At 69.7% G+C, this 19,999-nt stretch carries 23 protein-coding genes; 15 read left to right on the top strand and 8 right to left on the bottom strand.

The window, feature by feature from the left end; genetic code table 11:
- The first annotated feature begins 1 nt into the window (after position 1).
- Positions 2-1,297, top strand: coding sequence for a HipA domain-containing protein (locus H6A07_RS02010; protein ID WP_204812892.1), 1,296 nt, complete (start codon positions 2-4; stop codon positions 1,295-1,297).
- An 18-nt stretch (positions 1,298-1,315) separates the two neighbouring features.
- Positions 1,316-2,080 (top strand): mechanosensitive ion channel family protein, encoded by a 765-nt coding sequence (locus H6A07_RS02005; RefSeq protein ID WP_204812889.1) that lies wholly within the window; start codon positions 1,316-1,318, stop codon positions 2,078-2,080.
- A 280-nt stretch (positions 2,081-2,360) separates the two neighbouring features.
- Here H6A07_RS02005 and H6A07_RS02000 read toward each other — a convergent pair whose 3' ends face one another.
- On the bottom strand, positions 2,361-3,515 hold the full coding sequence (locus tag H6A07_RS02000) for a hypothetical protein (RefSeq protein WP_204812887.1): 1,155 nt from the start codon (positions 3,513-3,515) through the stop codon (positions 2,361-2,363).
- Positions 3,512-4,018 carry an RNA polymerase sigma factor gene (locus H6A07_RS01995; RefSeq protein ID WP_204812886.1) on the bottom strand — a complete coding sequence of 169 codons (507 nt, stop codon included), beginning with the start codon at positions 4,016-4,018 and terminating at the stop codon, positions 3,512-3,514. The genes H6A07_RS02000 and H6A07_RS01995 overlap by 4 nt, the downstream gene beginning before the upstream one ends.
- A gap of 135 nt (positions 4,019-4,153) precedes the next feature.
- Here H6A07_RS01995 and H6A07_RS01990 point away from each other — a divergent pair, with 135 nt between their 5' ends.
- Together H6A07_RS01990 and H6A07_RS01985 are read left to right on the top strand one after the other, a co-directional pair.
- A complete protein-coding gene (locus H6A07_RS01990; RefSeq protein WP_204813355.1) occupies positions 4,154-4,642 on the top strand; it encodes an S-ribosylhomocysteine lyase in 489 nt (162 codons plus the stop codon).
- Between the two features lie 9 nt (positions 4,643-4,651).
- Positions 4,652-5,353 carry a 5'-methylthioadenosine/adenosylhomocysteine nucleosidase gene (locus H6A07_RS01985; RefSeq protein WP_204812885.1) on the top strand — a complete coding sequence of 234 codons (702 nt, stop codon included), beginning with the start codon at positions 4,652-4,654 and terminating at the stop codon, positions 5,351-5,353.
- Positions 5,354-5,490: 137 nt separating this feature from the next.
- On the opposite strand, the gene H6A07_RS01980 is transcribed toward H6A07_RS01985, so the two are convergent.
- On the bottom strand, positions 5,491-6,348 hold the full coding sequence (locus H6A07_RS01980) for a DegV family protein (protein ID WP_204812884.1): 858 nt from the start codon (positions 6,346-6,348) through the stop codon (positions 5,491-5,493).
- A gap of 114 nt (positions 6,349-6,462) precedes the next feature.
- Here H6A07_RS01980 and H6A07_RS01975 point away from each other — a divergent pair, with 114 nt between their 5' ends.
- From H6A07_RS01975 to H6A07_RS01950, 6 genes are read left to right on the top strand one after another with little or no spacing between them, the layout of a single operon-like run.
- Positions 6,463-7,062, top strand: coding sequence for a DUF1836 domain-containing protein (locus tag H6A07_RS01975; protein WP_204812883.1), 600 nt, complete (start codon positions 6,463-6,465; stop codon positions 7,060-7,062).
- Positions 7,059-8,462 (top strand): Na+/H+ antiporter NhaA, encoded by a 1,404-nt coding sequence (nhaA, locus tag H6A07_RS01970; protein ID WP_204812882.1) that lies wholly within the window; start codon positions 7,059-7,061, stop codon positions 8,460-8,462. The genes H6A07_RS01975 and nhaA overlap by 4 nt, the downstream gene beginning before the upstream one ends.
- 12 nt (positions 8,463-8,474) lie before the next feature.
- Positions 8,475-9,128 (top strand): alkaline shock response membrane anchor protein AmaP, encoded by a 654-nt coding sequence (gene amaP, locus H6A07_RS01965; RefSeq protein ID WP_204812881.1) that lies wholly within the window; start codon positions 8,475-8,477, stop codon positions 9,126-9,128.
- A 3-nt stretch (positions 9,129-9,131) separates the two neighbouring features.
- Positions 9,132-9,485 carry a DUF2273 domain-containing protein gene (locus H6A07_RS01960; protein ID WP_204812880.1) on the top strand — a complete coding sequence of 118 codons (354 nt, stop codon included), beginning with the start codon at positions 9,132-9,134 and terminating at the stop codon, positions 9,483-9,485.
- Between the two features lie 54 nt (positions 9,486-9,539).
- Positions 9,540-10,079: an Asp23/Gls24 family envelope stress response protein gene (locus H6A07_RS01955; protein WP_204812878.1), complete on the top strand. Its 540-nt coding sequence runs from the start codon at positions 9,540-9,542 to the stop codon at positions 10,077-10,079.
- Between the two features lie 28 nt (positions 10,080-10,107).
- On the top strand, positions 10,108-10,560 hold the full coding sequence (locus H6A07_RS01950) for a C-GCAxxG-C-C family (seleno)protein (protein WP_204812876.1): 453 nt from the start codon (positions 10,108-10,110) through the stop codon (positions 10,558-10,560).
- A gap of 84 nt (positions 10,561-10,644) precedes the next feature.
- Here H6A07_RS01950 and H6A07_RS01945 read toward each other — a convergent pair whose 3' ends face one another.
- Together H6A07_RS01945 and H6A07_RS01940 are read right to left on the bottom strand one after the other, a co-directional pair.
- Entirely contained in the window at positions 10,645-11,628 is a 984-nt protein-coding gene (locus tag H6A07_RS01945; protein ID WP_204812874.1) for a D-isomer specific 2-hydroxyacid dehydrogenase family protein, read from the bottom strand.
- 254 nt (positions 11,629-11,882) lie between these two features.
- The gene (locus tag H6A07_RS01940) at positions 11,883-12,479 is read right to left on the bottom strand and encodes a metal-dependent hydrolase (protein WP_204812872.1); all 597 of its coding nucleotides are present in this window, start codon (positions 12,477-12,479) and stop codon (positions 11,883-11,885) included.
- Positions 12,480-12,877: 398 nt separating this feature from the next.
- Between H6A07_RS01940 and H6A07_RS01935 the strand changes: the two genes are divergently transcribed.
- From H6A07_RS01935 to H6A07_RS01920, 4 genes are read left to right on the top strand one after another with little or no spacing between them, the layout of a single operon-like run.
- A complete protein-coding gene (locus tag H6A07_RS01935) occupies positions 12,878-13,216 on the top strand; it encodes a thiamine-binding protein (protein ID WP_204812870.1) in 339 nt (112 codons plus the stop codon).
- A gap of 1 nt (position 13,217) precedes the next feature.
- Positions 13,218-13,997 (top strand): ABC transporter permease subunit, encoded by a 780-nt coding sequence (locus tag H6A07_RS01930; protein WP_204812868.1) that lies wholly within the window; start codon positions 13,218-13,220, stop codon positions 13,995-13,997.
- Positions 13,987-15,033, top strand: coding sequence for an ABC transporter substrate-binding protein (locus H6A07_RS01925; RefSeq protein ID WP_204812866.1), 1,047 nt, complete (start codon positions 13,987-13,989; stop codon positions 15,031-15,033). The genes H6A07_RS01930 and H6A07_RS01925 overlap by 11 nt, the downstream gene beginning before the upstream one ends.
- A 3-nt stretch (positions 15,034-15,036) precedes the next feature.
- Positions 15,037-15,816, top strand: coding sequence for an ABC transporter ATP-binding protein (locus H6A07_RS01920; protein WP_204812864.1), 780 nt, complete (start codon positions 15,037-15,039; stop codon positions 15,814-15,816).
- Between the two features lie 162 nt (positions 15,817-15,978).
- On the opposite strand, the gene H6A07_RS01915 is transcribed toward H6A07_RS01920, so the two are convergent.
- Both H6A07_RS01915 and H6A07_RS01910 read right to left on the bottom strand, forming a co-directional pair.
- Positions 15,979-17,388 carry an aminopeptidase gene (locus H6A07_RS01915; protein ID WP_204812857.1) on the bottom strand — a complete coding sequence of 470 codons (1,410 nt, stop codon included), beginning with the start codon at positions 17,386-17,388 and terminating at the stop codon, positions 15,979-15,981.
- Positions 17,389-17,478: 90 nt separating this feature from the next.
- Entirely contained in the window at positions 17,479-18,273 is a 795-nt protein-coding gene (locus H6A07_RS01910) for a hypothetical protein (protein WP_204812855.1), read from the bottom strand.
- A gap of 196 nt (positions 18,274-18,469) precedes the next feature.
- On the opposite strand from H6A07_RS01910, the gene fba reads away from it, so the two are divergent.
- Positions 18,470-19,342, top strand: a complete 873-nt coding sequence (gene fba / locus H6A07_RS01905) for a class II fructose-1,6-bisphosphate aldolase (RefSeq protein ID WP_204812853.1) — start codon at positions 18,470-18,472, stop codon at positions 19,340-19,342.
- Between the two features lie 199 nt (positions 19,343-19,541).
- On the opposite strand, the gene H6A07_RS01900 is transcribed toward fba, so the two are convergent.
- Positions 19,542-19,991, bottom strand: a complete 450-nt coding sequence (locus H6A07_RS01900; RefSeq protein ID WP_204812851.1) for an RrF2 family transcriptional regulator — start codon at positions 19,989-19,991, stop codon at positions 19,542-19,544.
- Between the last annotated feature and the right edge of the window lie 8 nt (positions 19,992-19,999).

The raw sequence follows: 19,999 nt of genomic DNA, 5'->3' as shown, positions 1-19,999 counted from the left end.
GATGCCGGCCCATCTCGTCTATCGGCTCGACCGGGCAATCCCCGTCCTCGTGGGAACGCTTGGCGAGTCCGGTGAGTCCTTCTCGTATGATGCCGGCTACCTGGCAAAGCCCGGGGCCACCCCACTGTCCCTCTCGCTCCCCCTGAGGGAGGGGAGGTTCGACGGGACAGAGCTTCGCCCCTACTTCGAGGGGCTTCTCGCCGAGGGTCGCGCGCGGGCCGCCCTGGCTGCGGAGCTCGGCCTTGCCGAGGAGGACTGGGTCGGCATGCTGGTCGCCTGCGGAAGGGAGTGCGTCGGCGACGTGCTGGTGCTCGATCGCCCGCCTGAGCTTCCGCTGGACGTCGGGGAATACGAGACGCTCGACGAGGGCGCGCTGCGCGGGATGTTCCTCGACGACCCGAGCGTGGCGCGCGAGAACGTCGTGACGCGTCTCTCGCTGGCGGGCACCCAGTTAAAGACGGCGCTCGCGTGGGACGGCGAGGCGACGGGGGGCGGGCGCTGGCTTCGCCCCGTCGGCCTGTCCGCGAGTACGCACATCCTCAAGGCGAGTCATCTGCGCGACCTGCCGGAGATAGAGTTTCTCTGCATGTCCTCCGCGCGTCGCTGCGGGCTGGATGTCGTCGACGTGCGGCTTCTGGGATTTGGGAATCCCGTGCTGGCCGTCGAGAGGTTCGACCGGCTGGTGTCGCGCACGGCCGGGGGCATGGCGATCTCCCGGGTCCATCAGGAGGACATGGCCCAGGCGCTGGGGGTCACCGGGGGCTCCAAGTATGCCGAGCTCGGTGGCGGTAGCATCCGTGTGATGGCGGAGCTCCTGAGGAGGCGCGGCACACGACCCGCAGGCGACGTGGCGCGCCTGGCCCAGACGGTGTGCCTCAACTATCTCGTGGGAAACTGCGATGCCCACCTCAAGAACTTCTCGATGCTTCACGACGGCCCGGATCGCGGCGGAGGGGCGCTGGTCTCCCTTGCGCCCGCGTATGACATCGTGAGCACGACCTGCTTCCCCAAGCACCCAAGGCGTCTCGCCATGCGCGTCGGCGACGCGCGGACGATCGACGAGGTGACGCCCGCCAGCTTCCGTGTGCTCGCCGCCGACCTGGGGATCAGGGATGCGGCGCTCAGACGTCTGGCGAGCCCGCTCGTCGAGGGGCTGGTCGGGGGCGTTCGCGGTGCGGCGGAGGGTGCGTTCGGGGACGTGCTGGAGTCGACGCCCTACGTCGCCGAGGACCTGATCGAGGACATGGCGCCCCGCGTGAGGATACTGAGCGAGTATTGTCTCGGACGAGACGCGTAGCGAACGGAGGAAGGGACGATGGAGCATCTCATCGGCGTTGACCTGGGCGGGTGGCTCGACCGGGGCGCGACGCTCGTCGTGGCGGTCGTCATCGCGCTCGTGATTCAGCGCGTCGTGGTGCGTCTCATGCACCGCGCGCTCGACGCCTCCAACCTGCCGAGCGCCTCGATCTTCATCAATATCGTGCGCGGGCTCATCTGGGCGTGCGCGCTGCTGAGCGTGCTGCAGCCGGTCTTTGGCGTGGACCCCGCCGGCTTTGTCGCTGCCCTCGGCGTGGTCTCGCTCGCCGTCTCGCTCGGCATGCAGGACACGATCTCCAACATCATAAGCGGCATCAGCCTTATGGTGAGCAAGTCCGTGCAGCCCGGCGACTACATCACGGTCGGGGGCGTCACCGGCGAGGTGACCGACGTCACCTGGCGCTCCACCACGGTGCGCATGCGCGGCGGCGCGGAGGAGGTCATCCCCAACTCGGTGCTCTCCAAGACCGCGCTCACGCGTATCACGGGCTGGAGCGCCGGCTACTGCGGCGTGCCGATCGCGGTGGTGCCCGGGGCCGACCTCAACGCCGTGGCGGACGAGTGCTGCCTCGTGGCGGCGCGCGAGCTCGCCGATCTTCTCGACCCCGCGTTCGAGACCGACGTGGTCTTCTCGGCCTTCACGGCATATGGCACGCAGGGGGAGATTCGCCTGCACGTGCTGCCCGACGTGGTCTTCTCGGCCGCGCAGGACCGCCTGGCGCGTGCGCTCTCGGGGCGTCCCTGGCTCGCGAGCGCGCTGTAGCGGGCGCGGCGCGTCTAGGAATCGCGGGGGTTGTCCCGGGGTGGTCTAGAAAATCGGGCCCTTGTCCCGGCGGCTTCTAGAAAGTCCGGCCCTTGTTCCCAGGGTGCATCGGGAATCCAGGGGTTTTGTGTCGCGTACAGCCTTCCCGTGGAACAAGGACGCAGATTTCTAGAGCTCCTTGGAGCAAGGGCGGGTTTTCCTAGAATGCGTTGGAACAAGGTCCGCAATTCTTAGGGCGCACCGGGACATGGTCGGCAATTCCTGGAGCCGCGCGCCCTGTCTACCCCTCCGTCACGTCCTCGATCTGAAAGATCGGCTCCGAGAGGCGCGGGTCCGCGGCGATCTGCTCGGCGGTCGGCGTGGGGTACTCGTGCCAGGGAAGCTCCTCCTCCAGGCACTGCGAGAAGTCGTCGTCGATGGCGAGCAGCGCGTCGAAGCGCTCGGAGACCACCTGCTCGTAGCCGTCCACCAGGGTGATGCGGTAGCCCCGCGTCTGCGCGCCGCCGCCCGAGAAGGTCGCGACCGCCTCCAGCCGCGCCTGCTCGAAGGCGTCCTCCGCGCAGATGAAGGAGTTCAGGTAGAGCGAGCGCTCCCACGCGACGAAGCCCTCCGTCGTGGCGGCGTGCGCGCGGAAGCTCTCGAGGTAGGCCTCGTGCGCGGCCTCGATCTGGGGTTGCAACGCCTGGCGGTCCGCCTTCGCCCGTGCGTCAAGCTCCTCGACGCGCCGGAGGTGCTGCTCGTCCGTCTCGCCCTCGCGCTGGTCGTACTCGCTGTTGTCGGGGGCCCACGACGTCTGGAGCTCCAGCCACGCCTTGAGCAGCGTGAGCGTCTCGTCCGCCGCCCAGTAGGCATCCTCGTTGTCGATTGTGAGGTAGGCGGCGCCGTTGTCCGCGTCGGGGGCGCAGTCGACGGTGAACGAGTCAACGCCGCCCTCCTCGGTGGAGAGCGAGACGACGGGATACTCGTAGATCGGCTCGTGCACGCTCGGCCGGTCGACCTTTTCCACAGGGCTGTTCGTCACGCGGTACGTCACGGACGCGAGGCCGTCGCCGCTCGCGCTGAGGTTGAGCGAGAGCACGAGGCAGCTTCCGTACGTGCCGTCCTGCGGCATGAGGCCGTCGGGCGTGGCCTCCACGGCGACGGCCTCGCCCGTCTCGGCCGCCTGGGCGATGACCAGGCCAAAGGCGCTCTCGGCGACTCCGTCCTCCGGCCGCAGGAGCGCCGGCAGCCCCAGCGCGAGCCCGGCCGTGACGGCGCACCCTGCGGCCCCGACGAGCGCGGCGCGACGGGTGACAAGAACGCGGCGCTCCGGCTCCGCCTCCCGCGCCCGCAGCTCGTGCACGCGATCGAGCACGGCATCGTCAAGCCCGGCGCTCGGGCGCACCCCCCCAAGGAACCGGCTCAGACGCTTCTCCACGTGGTTCTTCTCGCTCATGACGTACCTCCCAGGTAGACCCTCAGCTTCCCCATCGCACGCGAGAGGCGCGTGCGCACCGCCGACTCCGAGATGCCGCACGCGGCCGCGATGGCGTCCGCGGGCAGCTGCTCCACGTAGCGCAGGTGGATGACCGCCCGGTAGCGCTCGGGGAGCCGCTGCACGGCCTTCCAGATCTGGGCGTCGGTCCAGGGCGCCTCGTCCTTCTCGCCCTGCGCCACCTCGATCCCCAGCGCGTCGAACGACTGCGCGTGCCGCCGCCACCACGAGCGCGTGAGGTCCCGGCAGCGGTTGAGCGTGGCGCGCAGCAGCCACGCGCGCAGGTGGTCGGAGTCGGCGAAGTCCGTGTCGCTGCAGGCCAGCGCCACAAAGACGTCCTGGTAGACGTCCTCGGCGTCGGCGCGCGAGCCGGTCTGCGCGAGCGCCAGCCTGAGCACGCTCGCCCCGTGCCCGCGCATCGCCTCCCGCAGGAACGCGTCGTCTCTCGTCACGCGTCTGGGCATCCCGTTCCTCTCGTCGTCGTGGTCTACCTGGAACACGGGGCTGCGCTCAGTTTGTCCCAAACTTTTGCGCGAGGCGGGGGAGCGCGGTCCGTGGGCTACACTGGGGGCGAGAAGAACCGCGTCGCAGGGAGCCTCATGGACAAGATCGCCAGCTTCACCGTCAACCACCTCGTGCTCGAGCCCGGGGTCTACGTGAGCCGCGTGGACGCCGACGCGGCCACGGGTGCCGTGGTCACCACGTTTGACCTGCGCCTCACCGCGCCCAACCGCGAGCCCGTGATGGACACGGCTGCCGTGCACGCGATCGAGCACCTGGGCGCCACCTACCTGCGCAACGACCCCGCCTGGCGCGACCGCGTGGTCTACTTCGGGCCGATGGGCTGCCGCACGGGCTTCTACCTCATCCTCTTTGGCGAGCACACCTCCGCCGAGGTGGCGCCGCTCGTGCGCGCGACCTTCGAGTTCGTCCGTGACTTCACGGGTGAGATCCCCGGTGCGCGCCCGGAGGAGTGCGGCAACTGGCACGACGCGGACCTCGCGGCTGCGCAGTGGTGGGCGCGCCGCTACCTCACGAACACGCTCGAGCACATCGACGAGGCGCACCTCGTCTATCCGGAGGGCTAGGGGGATCACATGAAGATCGGCATCATCGGGGCCATGGACGTTGAGGTGGAGCTGCTGCGCGAGCGCCTGCTCGACCAGGAGGTCACCTCGGCCCTGGGCATGGACTTCTACGAGGGACGCCTGGGCGAGAAGGGCGTGGTCGTGGTCAAGTGCGGCATCGGCAAGGTTAACGCCGGCGTCTGCGCCCAGGCGCTCGTGGACCGCTTTGGCGTGACGCACCTGATCAACACCGGCATCGCCGGCTCGCTCGACCCGGAGGCGCTCGACGTGGGCGACCTCGTGGTGGCCACGGACTGCGTGCAGCACGACTTCACCGTGGCGCCGCTCGGCTACGCGCCCGGCCTCATTCCCGGCCGCGACCGCGTGGAGTTCGTCGCCGATGCGCGGATGCGTGCGGCCGCGCTGGAGGTCGCCGCGCAGGTGGCGCCCGAGGTGCGCGCCGTGCCCGGCCGCGTGGCCTCCGGCGACCAGTTCATCTCCGCCGAGGCGGACCGCGAGCGCATCGTGGACACCTTCGGCGCGCTCTGCTGCGAGATGGAGGGTGCTGCGATCGCCCAGGTGGCAACGCTCAACGGCGTTCCCTTCGTCGTGGTGCGCGCCATCTCGGACAAGCCCGGCACCGAGGGCCAGACCGTCACCTACGCCCAGTTCGAGCAGGCCGCCGCCCACCACTGCGCGAAAATCGTCGCCCACCTGGTCGCCGCGCTGTAATTACCTTCGGTTCCATGGCCCGCAGCGACGAACGCCGCCGGAGGGGCGAGAAGGTCCGCCGCGAGTTCTTGCCGAGCGCCCTTCTCGGCAAGCTGTCCGAGCGCCGGACCTTCTCGCCCCTCCGCCCCGCGAGCTCGTCACATGCCCATGACCGCCATGCCCACGAGCGTGGGGCCCGTGTGCACGAGTAGGTCGGCGGAGATGCCGCAGCTGATGAGCTCGACGGCGTTGTCCACGCGCTCGCGCAGGCGCGCCTCGAGCTCCCCGCGCAGCGCCGGGTCGTAGGTACAGACGGCCAGCCGCACCTGTCGCCAGCGCGCCGCCTGCTCGGCGACGAGGTCGATCTGCGTCCTCAGCGCCTTCTGCCAGCCGCGCGGCTTCTTCTCGATCACGTACTTGCCCTCGGCCTCGTCGCAGGTGAGGACCGGCTTGATGTTGAGCACGGAGCCCACGCGGTAGACGGCCTCGCTGATGCGCCCGCCCTTGCGCAGGAAGTCCAGCTTCTGCACCGAGAAGTACACGCGCACGCGCTCGCTCACGGCCGTGAGCACGCTGCCGAGCCGCTCGAGCGGCATCCCGGCCTCCACCTGGCGCACCGCCTCCATGACGACCATGCCCGCCGCCACGCCGATGCTTTTGGTGTCCACCACCACGACGGGGAAGTCGTCCATCTGCCGCGCGACCATGCTCACCGTCTCGTGCGTGGCGGAGAGCCCGGAGGAGATGGTCACCACCACGGCGCCCGCATAGCCGTCGCGCCGGGCCTGCTCGAGGGTGTCCTGGATCTTCATCGGGGAGGGAAGCGATGTGGTGGGAATCTCCTCCTCAAAGCGCCGCACCACGTCCTCGGTCGTGATGTCCACGCCGTTCTCGTAGCTGGAGCCGTCCGAGTAGTTGATGCGCAGCGGGATGACGCGCACGTCGTGCTCCCTGACGAAGTCTGCGGGCGTGTCCGTGCCCGAGTCGGTGATGACGGCGATGCGCTGGTCGTTCATGGTCCCCCCAAAGCGTGTCGAGGCTGACGTTCGCTATGATGGGAGCGTACCGCCCCCAAACATGGTATTCAATACTAGATTGTCTGCTTTTCGGTAACTGCACAGGAGGGGCACATGGGCGAGAAGGACAAGATCGTCGCGCTCCCGCACGTCGACGTCGAGGCACGCCGGGCGCTCGCGGAGCGCATGCGCGCGCTCCACATCACCCGCATCGGCGAGATGCCGCGCATCGAGCTCTACCTCGACCAGGTGCTCACCCTCGTGACGCAGGAGCTCGAGTTCATGCGGGTCCCCGGCGACGCGACGGTGACCGGCTCGATGGTCAACAACTACGTCAAGCAGGGCGTCATCCCTGCGCCGCGCAAGAAGCGCTACACGAGGCGCCACCTGGCCTCCCTGCTCTTTGTCTGCGCGTTCAAGCGGGTGTTCTCCATCGCGCAGGTGAAGCAGCTCATGGAGCGCATCTACGCCTCGGGGGTCGACCTCGCCTGGCTCTACGACGAGACCTGCGGCCTGCTCGAGCGCTCGCTCGCCGCGTGTTTCTCGCCCGCGTCGGAGGAGGGGGCGTTCGACCCCGGCATCGGGGAGCCGCACGGCGAGAAGAGCCTCGACCCCGAGCTCGCCCGCCTGATCGAGGCCGCCGTGGCGTCGCTCGCCACGCGGGTCTACGTCGAGCAGACGCTCCTGCTCGACGCCGGGGGCGAGCGACGATGACGCGGCCCGGGGCCATCTTCGACGAGCCTGCGGTCGTGCGGCGCCTGGAGCGGCGCGGCTCCCTCGCCCGGGTGACCGGCAACGGCACGGTGGCCGCCGCGGTCATGGTGGGCGCGGCCCTTCTCGCCCTCCTGGTGGCCAACTCCCCGCTCTACGAGGGTGTGGAGCACGTCCTCGCGCTGCCGCTCTCCGTGGGCGCGGGCCGCCTCTCGGTCTCGCTCACGGTCGAGCAGTTCGTGAACGACTTCCTGATGGCGGTCTTCTTCCTGCTCGTGGGCATCGAGCTCAAGTACGAGATGACGGTGGGGCAGCTCCGGCGCCCGCGCCAGGCGGCCCTGCCCATGCTCGCGGCGGTGGGCGGCGTGGCGGTGCCGGCCCTGATCTACCTTGCCGTCAACGTGGCGTCCGGCGGAGAGCCGCAGGGCTGGGCCGTGCCCATCGCCACCGACATCGCCTTCGCGCTCGGCGTGGTGTCCCTGCTCGGGCGGCGCGTCTCGCCCGAGACCAAGGTCTTCTTCCAGACGCTCGCCATCGCCGACGACATCCTCGCCATCGTGGTGATCGCGCTCTTCTACGGTCAGACGCCCGACCTCGCGTGGTGCGCGGCGTCGCTCGCGCTCGTGGCGGTGCTCGCGGCGCTCAACCGGGCGCGCGTCTACTCCGTGGGCCCCTACGTGGCCGTTGGCCTTGTGCTGTGGGCGTGCATGTTCAACTCAGGCGTCCACGCCACGCTCGCGGGCGTGATCCTTGCCTTCGCGCTGCCGAGCCGCTCCGACGTTCGCCTCTCCGAGCTGGGCGGCTGGCTCGGCGAGCGCGCCCGGGACCTCGACGACACCTACGACGACGCCCATCACGTCCTCGGCCAGCACGACTTCACCGAGGGCGCCTGGCGCGTCGAGCGCGTCATGCACCACGTGACGCCGCCGCTGCAGCGCATGGAGCGCTACGTCTCGGTCGCAGTGAACTTCTGCGTGCTGCCGCTCTTTGCCTTCGTGAACGCCGAGCTGCACCTCGTGGGCGCCAGCCTGCCCTCCGTGCTCACGAGCCCCGTCGCGCACGGGGTCTTCCTCGGCGCCGTCGTGGGCAAGCCGGCGGGCATCATCGGCATGACGGCGCTGCTCGTGCGCCTGGGCTTCGCACGCCTGCCGCGCGGCATGGACTGGCCGCAGGTGGTCACCGTCGGCCTCATGGGCGGCGTGGGCTTCACGATGTCGATCCTCATCACCGGCCTCGCCTTCGCCGATCCCGCCAACGCGATCGCGGCCAAGTGCGCGATCCTTCTGGGCTCGCTCGCGTCCGCCCTGCTCGGCACCCTCTTCGGCCGCCTGTTCCTCAAGCCGGGAAAATCGGTCCGGGCGAAGGGGTATCCTAGGGGGAAGCGCCCTCGGAACGGCGTCTGATTGGAGACTCACATGCGCGGACTCAAGCGTCTCTGCACGGTCATCTTCGTGCTTGCGGACCTCTTCGCCCTCGGGGCGCTCACGCTCACGTGGTACGGCCCGTGGACGGATGCGGCCACGTCGCTGCTCTACCTCGAGCCCTACGCGCTCGCGGTCTTTGCGTGCCTGGTCGTGAGCGGTTTGGGCCTGCTCGTCCTTCTCGTCCGCGCGCTCTTTGCCGGCCGGCGCGTGCGCACGGTCGAGGTCGCCTCGGTGGACGGCGGCGTCATCTCCGTCACCCGCGACGCCATCGCCGCGCAGGCCTCCCACATCGTGGAGGCGGACGGCACCTGCACCGCCGCGCGCGTCCGCGTGGACGCCAAGCCGCGCGGCCACGTCCGCGTGCACGTGCGCGTGCTGCCGCGCCAGACGGTCGACGTGGTGGCCAAGGGCGCCGAGCTGCACACGGAGCTGGTGGACGGCCTCGCCGCCGTCTGCGGCGACACCGTCGAGAACGTGAGCCTGGAGTTCGTGGAGCCCGAGTCCGTGACGCTCGCGGCGCATGAGGAGGGCGTCGAGGCCACGGCCGAGGCGGCGCCCGAGCCCGCGGCGGCGTCCCCGGACGACACCACGAGCGAGATCACCGTCTCCATGGGCCCCGCCCGAGAGACCGAGAGGGAGGCGTAAGCCATGGCGGACGAGAGGACCCCGCGACCCAGGATAGAGCTGGACGAGAAGGGCGGGCGCCCCGCGCCGGACGCCCCCGAGGCGCCGGCGGACGACGGCTCCTACACCGTCGGGGAGGCCGTGCGCGACGGGTCGGCGCGCCTGTCCGCCTGGGTGCGCCGGACGTTCCCGGGGCACGAGCACGCCTTCTGGGGCGGCGTCCTCGGGTTCGTCGTTGCGGTGCTGTTTTTGGTGCTCGGCCTGTTCAAGGCCCTCGTGATCGTGGCGCTCGTGACCGTGGGCGTGGCGATCGGGCAGGCGCTCGACGGCGACTCCAAGATCATGGACCTGGTCCGTCGGCTCTTTTCACGTAACTAGCGGCTGCGAGTTCTGGCCACGGGCGTCGCGCGCCCCGGCAGCGAGGAGTGGGACATGAGCAAGACCGAAGACAAGACGCTTTCCAAGGACGCCGAGAAGGACGGCGCGCTCGCCGTCGCGGACGAGCCCCAGACGGCGCTCGCCGAGACCGACGCCGCAGGCACCGACATCGAGGCGCTCACCGACGACGAGGACGTGGACTCCGAGGACTCGCTCACCTTCTCCAACGGGGTCATCGAGAAGATCGTCGCGATCGCCATGCGCGAGGTCCCGGGCGTGGTCGGCATGAAGGGCACCTGGTTCAACCGCGTGCAGGACGCCTTCGGCGCGAGCGACTCCACGGCGGGCGTGACCGTCGAGGTCACCCCCGAGAGCGCCGTGCGCGTGAACATCTCTGTGCTGATCGAGTACGGCGCGTACGCCCCGCAGGTCTTCGAGGACGTCAAGCGCGCCGTGGTCAAGCAGGTCACGGGCATGACGGGCCTCGAGGTGGCGGGCGTCAACCTGCGCATCGAGGACGTCCTCACGCCCGAGGAGATCGAGCAGCGCTCGCGCAAGCCGCGCCGGGACGAGCCCGAGGACGACGAGGAGTAGCCGGCCGCGACCTGCGGGGGAGAAGGACATGCGTGATCGCGTGAGCATCGGGGCCGTGGAGGCGGCCGCGCGGGCCAACAACCGCCCGGGGCCGGACCACATGAACTGCGGCGAGTCCGTGATCGCCGCGCTCTGGGACGCCTTCGAGCCGGACTTCCCGCGCTCGGTCGTGGCGGCGGGAGCCGGCATGGGCGCCGGGGTCGGCGGGTCGGGCTGCATCTGCGGGGCGCTCGCCGGCGGCGTGGCGTTTCTCGGCCTCATGCTGGGGACCAAGGAGCGCGCCAAGCCGCTCGCGGCCGAGCTGCACGACGCCTTCTGCGTGGGCACGGGGCACCGGACGCCCTGCTGCCGCGTGCTCACGCGCGGCATGGAGTGGGGGAGCGCCGAGCGCGTGGCCGGCTGTCAGCAAAACTGCGCGATCGCGGCCGGCGAGGCCGCCCGCATCCTCTGCCGCGAGCTCGGCGTCCGCGCGGAGGCCTAGGACTGCTCGCACGACCTGCGGCCGCCACGCGCCGACGGGCGGGCGTCGTGGGCACCGGGCCCGGTCCGCGCGGCCGTCGGGGTTTCAGCGCACCTCGTGGGGGGTCTCGCCGTCTGCGGAAAAGGCGATGAGCGCCTCAACGTTGCTGCGCACCATGCCTGCCACGTCCTCGCCGGTGTAGAACGCCATGTGCGGCGAGACGATGACGTTGGGGAAGGCGCAGAGGATCGCGCGATCGCGGTTGGGCAGGGCGTCGCGGCTGCGGTCCAGGTAGCAGAGACCCTCCTCGTGCTCGATGGTGTCGAGCGCGGCCCCGCCGAGGTGCCCGGACTCGATGGCCGCCACGAGCGCCTCCGTGTCGACGAGGCTCCCGCGCGCGGCGTTCACGAGCACGGCGCCGGGCCTCATCTGCGCGAGCTCAGCAGCCCCGATCATGTGGTGGTTCTCGGGCAGGCCCGGCGCGTGGAGGGTGACCACGTCCGAGCTGGCGAGCAGCTCGGGCAGGCCCACGTACGTGGCGAGCCCCGCGAGCTCGTTCTTCTCCACGGGGTCGCACGCGAGGACGCGGCAGCCAAAGCCCTGGAGGTGGCGCACCACGCAGGCGCCGATCGCGCCCGTGCCCACCACGCCCACGGTGCAGCTCGAGAGGTCGCGTCCGATCTTGCCGACGAGCGAGAAGTCCTGCGCCGCCGCGCCGCGCATCACGAGCTTGACCTTGCGGAGCGCCATGAGCATCAGCATGATCGTGTAGTTTGCCACGCCCTCGGGCGGGTAGGTCGCGTGTCCCACGCGAATGCCCAGCTCGTGCGCCGCAGCGAGGTCGATGTGGTCGTAGCCGATCGAGCGCGTGGCGAGCCCGCGCACGCCGAGCTCGCGGTACGCGGCGAGCAGCTCGGGCGTCATGGGGTTCGTGATGATGGAGACGCCGTCCGCGCCGGCGGCGAGCGGGGCGTTGTCGAGGGTGGGGTAGTCGGCCGTCCAGCCGTACTCAAAGCCGAGCTCGCGGCTGAGCTCGTCGAGATACCCCAGCTCGTCATAGGGGCGCAGCGCGTAGGCAAAGATCTTCATGTCCCACTCCCTTGTCTGTGAATTGGGGACAGTCCCCAATTTACACCCTCTGCGGTTGCCGCTGCGCCCCGTCCGCCGCCCTCGCTCTTATCTGGGCAAACTTCTTCAACCAAAACTGCCCAGATAAGCAAATCGTTCAAGATAACGCCAGCTCAGCGAAGCCCAGATAAGGGGCTCAAGAGGAGTGGTTCAAATTATGTGCCCAGATAAGGCGGGTTCCGGATGCGGTGGGACCGCTGTTGCGGTGGGCGGAGCTAGGCGAGCGCGCCCCAGCATTCGAGAGCGATGGCGGCGAGCGCCGCGACGAGTAGGCACGCGTCCGCGACGCCGCCGGTCTTGCACAGGTCGGCGGCGAAGCCGTGGCGCAGCGGCCAGAGGAGACGCAGACCGCGGTGGTTGAGCGCGTCGAGCGCGAGGTGCGTGGCAAAGCCGAGCGCCACGGAGGGCGCGAGCGGCGGGCAGACGAGGTGCGTCGCCACGGTGAAGCCCGCGAGCGCGAGCAGCGAGTGCGCGAAGGAGCGGTGCGCGGAGAGCCACGCCGCGCACGCGAGGGCGAGAAGAGCGACAGCCCCGAGCAGGACCGGCCCGAGACCGCGCTCCGTTGCCGCCCGCATGAGCACGCCGCCGCGTGCGGCGTCGAGCGCCAGCGCGCAGACGAGCAGCACGGCGGCGCCGACGCGGGCAAGACGCTCGCGCCAGGGGTGCGCGGTGTCGCGGACGTCGAGGTCGGGCAGGACGGCGCCCACCGCCCCGCCTGCTGCGGCGACGGCCAGGCCCGTGAGCCCCGCCGTCGGCCCTGCGGCCACGAGCGCCGCCGCCACGCCGACCGCCAGGTGCGTCCTCCCGGTCACGACCCCTCCGTTCTTCTCGTCCCGCGTCTTTCTCGTCGCTTCCACGCTCTCCCAGCCTACCCGAATCCCCCTTGGCTATCTGGGCAAACTTCTGGAATCACTTCGACCCAGATACGACCGCCCCGCGACAAACGGGCAGGTCATCGCGACCCAGATAAGTCCGTGCCCCGGAACTCGTTCGAAGTGTTTGCCCAGACAAGTCCACGGGGGCCGGCACGCGCGTGCTACACTGTCACCGACAGCGGGGGGCTGGCGCACGCCGGCTGAGATAGGGCCCAGCAACGCGGCCCTGACCCAGGAACCTGATCCGGGTAATGCCGGCGTAGGGACGAGCTTCGCGCGCAGCGCAGGGCGCCTACGACAGACGGGGTGCCCAGGGCACCCGGAAGGGAGGGCGCGTGAACTGCTCGGTCGCGATCCAGTTCCTGCCCATGGACGCCACCACCGACGACGCCACGTGCGACGCGGTGGATGCGGTCATCGCCTACATCGACTCCACGGGGGTCGACTACTTCGTCGGCCCGTTCGAGACGGCGATCGAGGGCGACTACGAGACCTGCATGGAGATTCTCAAGAACTGCCAGCTCGTGGGCGCCAAGGCGGGCTGCAGTCACATGATGACCTACGCCAAGATCAACTTCCGGCCCGAGGGCGACGTCATGTCCACGGACCGCAAGATCGGCAAGTATCACCCCGGCGACCCCGAGTTCGCCGAGAAGAGCGTCGAGGCGGCGTAGCGTGTCCGCGCCGAGCAAGGCCCGCCGCGTCGCCGTGCCGCTGGTCGCGCTCGCGGCGCTGCTCGTGGTCTGGGAGCTGGCCGTGGACGTGGGCCTCGTGCCCAACTTCCTGCTGCCCACGCCGGTGCAGGTGGTCGCGGCCCTCGTGGAGGACGCCCAGCTCATCGCCGGGCACTGCGTCGTGACGCTCGCGGAGGCCGCCGCCGGCCTTGCCGCAGGCGTGGCCCTGGGCTTTGTCTTTGCGGTGCTGATGGACCGCTTCGAGACGTTCTACCTGGCCTTCGAGCCGCTCATGACCGTCTCGCAGACCATCCCCACCGTGGCCATCGCGCCGCTTCTGGTGCTGTGGCTCGGCTACGGGGCGCTGCCCAAGATCGTGCTGGTGATCCTCTCCACGTTCTTCCCGATCACGGTCTCGCTGGTCTCGGGCTTCCGCTCGGTGGACCCCGACGTCATCGACCTCATGCGCACGATGAACGCGTCGCGCCGGCAGATCTTCTGGTACGCCAAGCTGCCCGCCGCAGCCGAGCAGTTCTTCTCGGGTCTGCGCATCTCGGCGACCTACGCCATCGTCGGCGCGGTCATTGCCGAGTGGCTCGGCGGCAACGCGGGCCTCGGCGTCTACATGACGCGCGTGCGCAAGTCCTTCTCCTACGATCGGCTCTTTGCGTCGATCATCGTCATCACGGCCCTGTCGCTGGGCCTCATGAAGCTCGTCGAGCTCGCCCAGCGCGCGTTCATGCCCTGGAAGAGGGCGGAAGGGAACAACAATGACCGATAAGAACCTCACGAACCTCAACCGTCGCCAGTTCCTCGCGGTTGCCGGCGGCGCTGCGGCCACGACCGCGCTCGCCGCGTGCGGCGGCACGTCCGACCAGTCCGCCACCGGCGGCTCCGAGGGCGGCGCGGGCGACACGACCAAGATCTCCTTTGTCCTGGACTACACCCCCAACACCAACCACACGGGCATCTACGTGGCCCTCGACCAGGGCTACTTCGCCGACGAGGGGCTCGAGGTGGAGATCGTCCAGCCGCCCGCGGACGGTGCGGACGCCCTCATCGGCGCCGGCGGCGCGCAGATGGGCGTCTCCTACCAGGACTACATCGCCAACAACCTGGCCTCCGACCAGCCGATGCCCTACTCGGCCGTGGCCGCCGTCATCCAGCACAACACCTCCGGCATCATGAGCCGCGAGGAGGACGGCATCACGCACCCGGCTGCCATGGAGGGCCACACCTACGCCACCTGGAACATGCCCGTCGAGCAGGCCACGGTCGAGCACTGCGTGGAGGCCGACGGCGGCGACTGGTCCAAGGTCGAGCTCGTGCCCTACGAGGTGGACGACGAGGTCAGCGGCCTGCGTGCCAACATGTTCGACACCGTGTGGGTCTACGAGGCCTGGGCCGTCCAGAACGCTGTGGTGCAGGACTTCCCGTACAACTACTTCAGCTTCATCTCGATCGACCCGGTCTTTGACTACTACACGCCGGTCATCGCCGCCAACGATGACTTTGCCAAGGACAACCCCGAGGCCGTGAAGGCGTTTTTGCGCGCGGTCAAGAAGGGCTACGAGTACGCCGTGGAGAACCCCGACGCCGCAGCCGACATCCTCTGCGCGCAGGTGCCCGAGCTCGACGCCGACCTCGTCCACCAGAGCCAGACCTACCTCGCCGACCAGTACGTGGCCGACGCCGAGAGCTGGGGCGTCATCGACCCCGACCGCTGGGCGGCCTTCTACCAGTGGCTGAACGACAACGACCTGGTGGCCAACAAGCTCGATGTCAACGCCGGCTACGACCTCTCCTTCCTGGAGTAGCGCATGACCACAGCTGGCGAGAAGAACGCGCAGACCCCGGCCCTCTCCGCCGAGGGGCTCACGCTCTCCTGGGACGGGGAGCACGTCGTCGTGGAGGACGTCACCGTTGACGTGGCGCCCGGCGAGGTGTGCTGCCTCGTCGGCCGCTCCGGCTGCGGCAAGACCACGATCCTGCACGCGCTCGCCGGCCTCACGACGCCCCTTTCCGGTCGCGTCCTCCTGCACGGGGAGGACGTGACCGGGCGCCCGGGGCGCGTGAGCTACATGCTGCAGAAGGACCTGCTGCTGCCGAGCCGTCGCATCATCGACAACGTGTGCCTGCCGCTCGTGCTCGCGGGCATGTCGCGCGATGAGGCGCGCGCGAAGGCGGCGCCGCTCTTCGAGCGCTTTGGTCTCGCGGGCTGCGAGCTCAAGTGGCCGAGCGAGCTCTCCGGCGGCATGCGGCAGCGCGCGGCGTTCCTGCGGACCTACCTCATGGGCGCGGACGTGACGCTGCTCGACGAGCCCTTCTCCGCGCTCGACGCGCTCACGCGCACGGACGTGCGCCGCTGGTTCGTGGACGTGGCCGCGGAGCTGGGGCTCTCCGCGCTCGTGATCACGCACGATGTGGACGAGGCCGTCTCCATGGCGAGCCGTATCTACGTCCTTGCGGGCGCGCCGGCGGCCGGCGAGCCGAGCCACGTGGCCGGCATCGTGCCCGTTGAGCGTGTGGCGTCCGAGAGCTTCGAGCTCACCGACCAGTACCTCGCCGCCAAGCGCGCCGTGATGGCCCTTCTCGGCTGATTGCCGTCGGGTGTTTTGCGAATAGCATACACTGGGCGTGGAAACCTGAAAGTTCTTCTCGGCGTTTACGGTTTTTGCGTTACCCAGTGTATGCTATTGAGCGAGAAAAACGGCCGCCCCCAGCCAAAGCCGGGGCGGCCGTCGTTGCAGCAGCCGAATGCCCTACGCGAGCTTCAGGAACTCCCGGTAGCCGCGATACGCCTCGTAGACGTCGGCCTTGCTCGTGGCCTCCCACGGCGCGTGCATGGAGAGCACGGGCACGCCGCAGTCGATCACGTTCATGCCGTAGGTGGCCAGGATGTAGGCGATCGTGCCGCCGCCGCCCGCGTCAACCTTGCCGAGCTCGGCGGTCTGGAAGTGCACGCCGCCCTCGTCCATCACGCGGCGGATGGTGGCCACGTACTCGGCGTCCGCGTCGTTGGAACCGGACTTGCCTCGGCTGCCCGTGTACTTGTTGAACGTGAGGCCGTGACCCAGGTAGCAGCTGTTCTTGGGCTCAAAGACGCTGGCGAACGTGGGGTCAAAGCCGGCCGAGACGTCGCTCGAGAGCATGTTGGAGGCGGCGAGGCAGCGGCGCAGCGCGAGCGGGCCGCCCTGGCCGGCGAGCTCGAGCACCTCGGCCATCGTGTCCTCGAAGAAGTGGCTGGTCATGCCGGTCGCGCCCACCGAGCCGATCTCCTCCTTGTCCACGAGCAGGCAGACGGCCGTGCGCGCGGGCGCCTCGGCGTCGAGCTGCGCCACGAGGCTCGTGTAGGCGCAGGAGCGGTCGTCCTGGCCGTAGCCGAGGATCATCGAGCGGTCCAGGCCCAGGTCGCGGGCGGCTCCGGCGGGCACGACCTCGAGCTCGGCGGAGAGCAGGTCCTCCTCCTCGATGCCGAGCTGCTCGCGCAGGATGTCCAGCACGCCGGCCTTGACCGGGGACTTCTCGGCGTCCTCGTCCTTCTCGCCGTCCTTCTCGTCGATCACGACCGGGCGGTTGCCCACCAGGACGTCCAGCATCTCGCCCTCGATGACCTCGGAGGCCTTCTTGCCCATCTGCTGGCTGCCCAGGTGGGGGAGGAGGTCCGTGATGCAGAAGACCGGGTCGGCCTCGTCCTCGCCGATCACCACGTTCACGACGCTGCCGTCCTTCTTGGCCACGACGCCGTGGATGGCGAGCGGCATGGTGACCCACTGGTACTTCTTGACGCCGCCGTAGTAGTGCGTGTCCAGCGTGACGAGCTCGTTTCTCTCCTCGACGGGGTCCTGCTTGACGTCCAGGCGCGGCGAGTCGATGTGGGCGCCCAGGATGTTGACGCCGCGCTCCAGCGGCTCGGTGCCCAGGTGCAGCAGCATGAGGCTCTTACCGCGGTTGACGGCGTAGACCTTGTCGCCGGGCTTGAGCTCGTCGCCGGCCTCCAGACGGCTCGCCAGGCTCACGTAGCCGGCCTCCTCGGCCATGGTCACGGACGCGGCGCAGCACTCGCGCTCGGTCTTGTTGTCGGAGATGAAGGCCTTGTAGCCCTCGCAGAGGTAGTGCAGCTCGTCGAGCTGCTCGGGGGTGTAGTCCTTCCAGGCGTTCGGACGCTCCATGTGGCTCCCTTCTCGATCGTTGTGCCGCAGATGATTCTACCCACTCGGGCGGCGGGCGAGAAGGACGGGCGAGAAGGACCGGTGGTCGGGTCAGCTCGTGGGCGCGGTGCCGGAGGTCGGGTCGGACGGAGCGGCGCTCCCGCCGTCTGTGGGCTGGCTCCCGTCGGTTGAGTCGCCGGTGTCCGGCGTGGTGGTGCCGTCCTGCGTGTCCGGGGCGTCGTCGGTCGGGGACGAGGTGGCGCCGTCGTCCGTGGGCGCGGACGGCGCGGGCGCCGCGTCGTCCTCGGCGGGCTCGCCGCTATCCGTCTCGTCTGCGGTGTCGTCCTCGGGCGTGGCCTCTGGGGCTGGGGGCTCGCTGGGCTGCTGCGCACCCTCCTCGACGACCGGCGCGCTCGCCTGCGGCTTGGTCCCGATGCCGGAGCCCTGCGTGGCCAAGCTCACCACGAGCGCGAAGGCGAGCACGGCCACGACGCCCGCAGCGGCGGCGATGAGCGCCACGCGGCGGCGGGTGCGCGTGCGCTCGCGCTCGTGGGCGGCGTCGCGCACCTCGGGCGGGGCGACTGGCGTGCCCGTGGGCGCGACCTCCTCGACCTGCGCCCGGCCGGAGACCGAGCGCGCCGGCCGCGGGCGCGTCTCGCTCGCGTCCTCCGGGCCGTCGGTCCCGAGCGCGCGGAGCTTCTCGGCGGACGAGGTGAGGATGTTGCGGTAGACCTGCGTGGCCACGGCGGAGGCCACCGCGCCGACGACGGCGCCGATGATCGACCCGGCGATGCCGATCTGCGTGGAGAGGGCAAACGACGTCGCGGCGGCGAGCGCCGTCGCGAGCAGCTGGGAGACGGAGAAGTCCCCGAGGATGCCGCCGGACCGCTCGTTCTTCTCGGCCATGAGGCTCCTTCCGTGAACGATTTCACACCTCAACCGTACCCGTTGCGGCCTCTGACGTGCGGCGGCGCGCCAAACGCCACGAAGACCTTACAAGCCGGCGGAAAAAGCCGCTCCTGCGGGCCCCATACCAGCTGGTCTGGGGTAGAATAGAGCCGGTTCTGCCCAACGTGTTTTTCAACAACGTATGGAGGTCAACATGCTCGTCAACGCCACTGCCATGCTCCAGGCCGCCGAGAAGGGCCGCTACGCCGTCGGCGCGTTCAACACCAACAACCTCGAGTGGGCGTCCTCGATTCTCGACGCCGCCGAGGAGCTGCAGTCCCCGGTCATCATCCAGTGCACCTCCGGCGCCGCCAAGTGGCAGATCAGCTACAAGGTCGTCGCCGACATCGTGAAGCAGCTCGTCGAGGACAAGAACATCACCGTGCCCGTGGCGCTGCACCTCGACCACGGCACCTACGAGGACGTCTTCAAGTGCATCGAGGCCGGCTTCACCTCCGTCATGTACGACGGCTCCCACGAGGAGACCTTCGACCTCAACCTCAAGCGCACCGAGGAGGTCGTGAAGGCCGCCCACGCCAAGGGCATCTCCGTCGAGGCCGAGGTCGGCGGCATCGGCGGCGTCGAGGACGGCGTCGCCTCCAACGGCGAGCTGGCCGACCCGCAGCAGTGCAAGGCCATCGCTGACCTGGGCGTCGACTTCCTGGCCTGCGGCATCGGCAACATCCACGGCATCTATCCCGAGAACTGGGCCGGCCTCTCCTTCGAGCGCCTCGGTGAGATCAAGGCCCTGACCGGCGACCTGCCGCTCGTCCTGCACGGCGGCACCGGTATCCCCGTGGACCAGATCCAGAAGGCCATCTCCCTCGGCATCTCCAAGATCAACGTCAACACCGACCTCCAGGTCGTCTTCGCCGAGGCCACCCGCAAGTACATCGAGGCCGGCAAGGACCAGCAGGGCAAGGGCTACGACCCGCGCAAGCTCCTCAAGCCCGGCCGCGACGCCATCGTCGAGCGCACCAAGGAGCTCATCGTCGAGTTCGGCTCCGAGGGCAAGGGCTGGGCGTAGGCTCACGTCCGGCGCATCGCCGCATGAAGGCGCCCGGTCCCGCAGCGCGCGGGGCCGGGCGTTTTTGTATGGACGGCTTTGTCTCGCTCAAGTGGAGCATACGGACGTTTTTCTCGCCAAAGGGGGCGGAAAACGTCTGTCTGCTCCACTTGAGTCAAGGCGGCGGGCGAGAAGAACGTGCGGCCGAGACCGCGTCGCGCTACATCGGCTTGGCGGTGCAGGGGGCGTCGTCGCCGGAGCCCGGGTCGCGCACGAGGTCGGCGAGCGTCTTGGAGTCCAGGTAGCTCGCCGTCACGCGGCCGAGGTCGCGCCAGACGCCCACGGTGGGACAGGTGCCGACCTGCGGGCAGATCTCCTCGTTGGTGCAGTCGAGGCAGCTCACCGGCGCGAGCGAGCCCTCGGCGGCGCGCAGCAGCTCGCCAAGCGTGTAGTCCTCCGGGGCGCGCGTGAGCTTGTAGCCGCCGCCCTTGCCGCGCTGGCTCTCCACGTAGCCGGCCTTGTGCATGAGGGAGATGACCTGCTCGAGGTACTTGCGCGAGATGTGCTGGCGGCGCGCGACGTCGCCGAGCGACACCCAGCCGTCGTGCGCGGCGAGGTCGGCCATCGCCCGCAGCGCGTACATCCCCTTGGTCGAGAACATCCCCGCCATCTCATCAC

Source organism: Olsenella uli (assembly GCF_016899935.1).
GTDB classification, from domain to species: Bacteria; Actinomycetota; Coriobacteriia; order Coriobacteriales; family Atopobiaceae; genus Thermophilibacter; species Thermophilibacter uli_B.
This window is presented reverse-complemented; position numbering and strand designations above follow the sequence as displayed.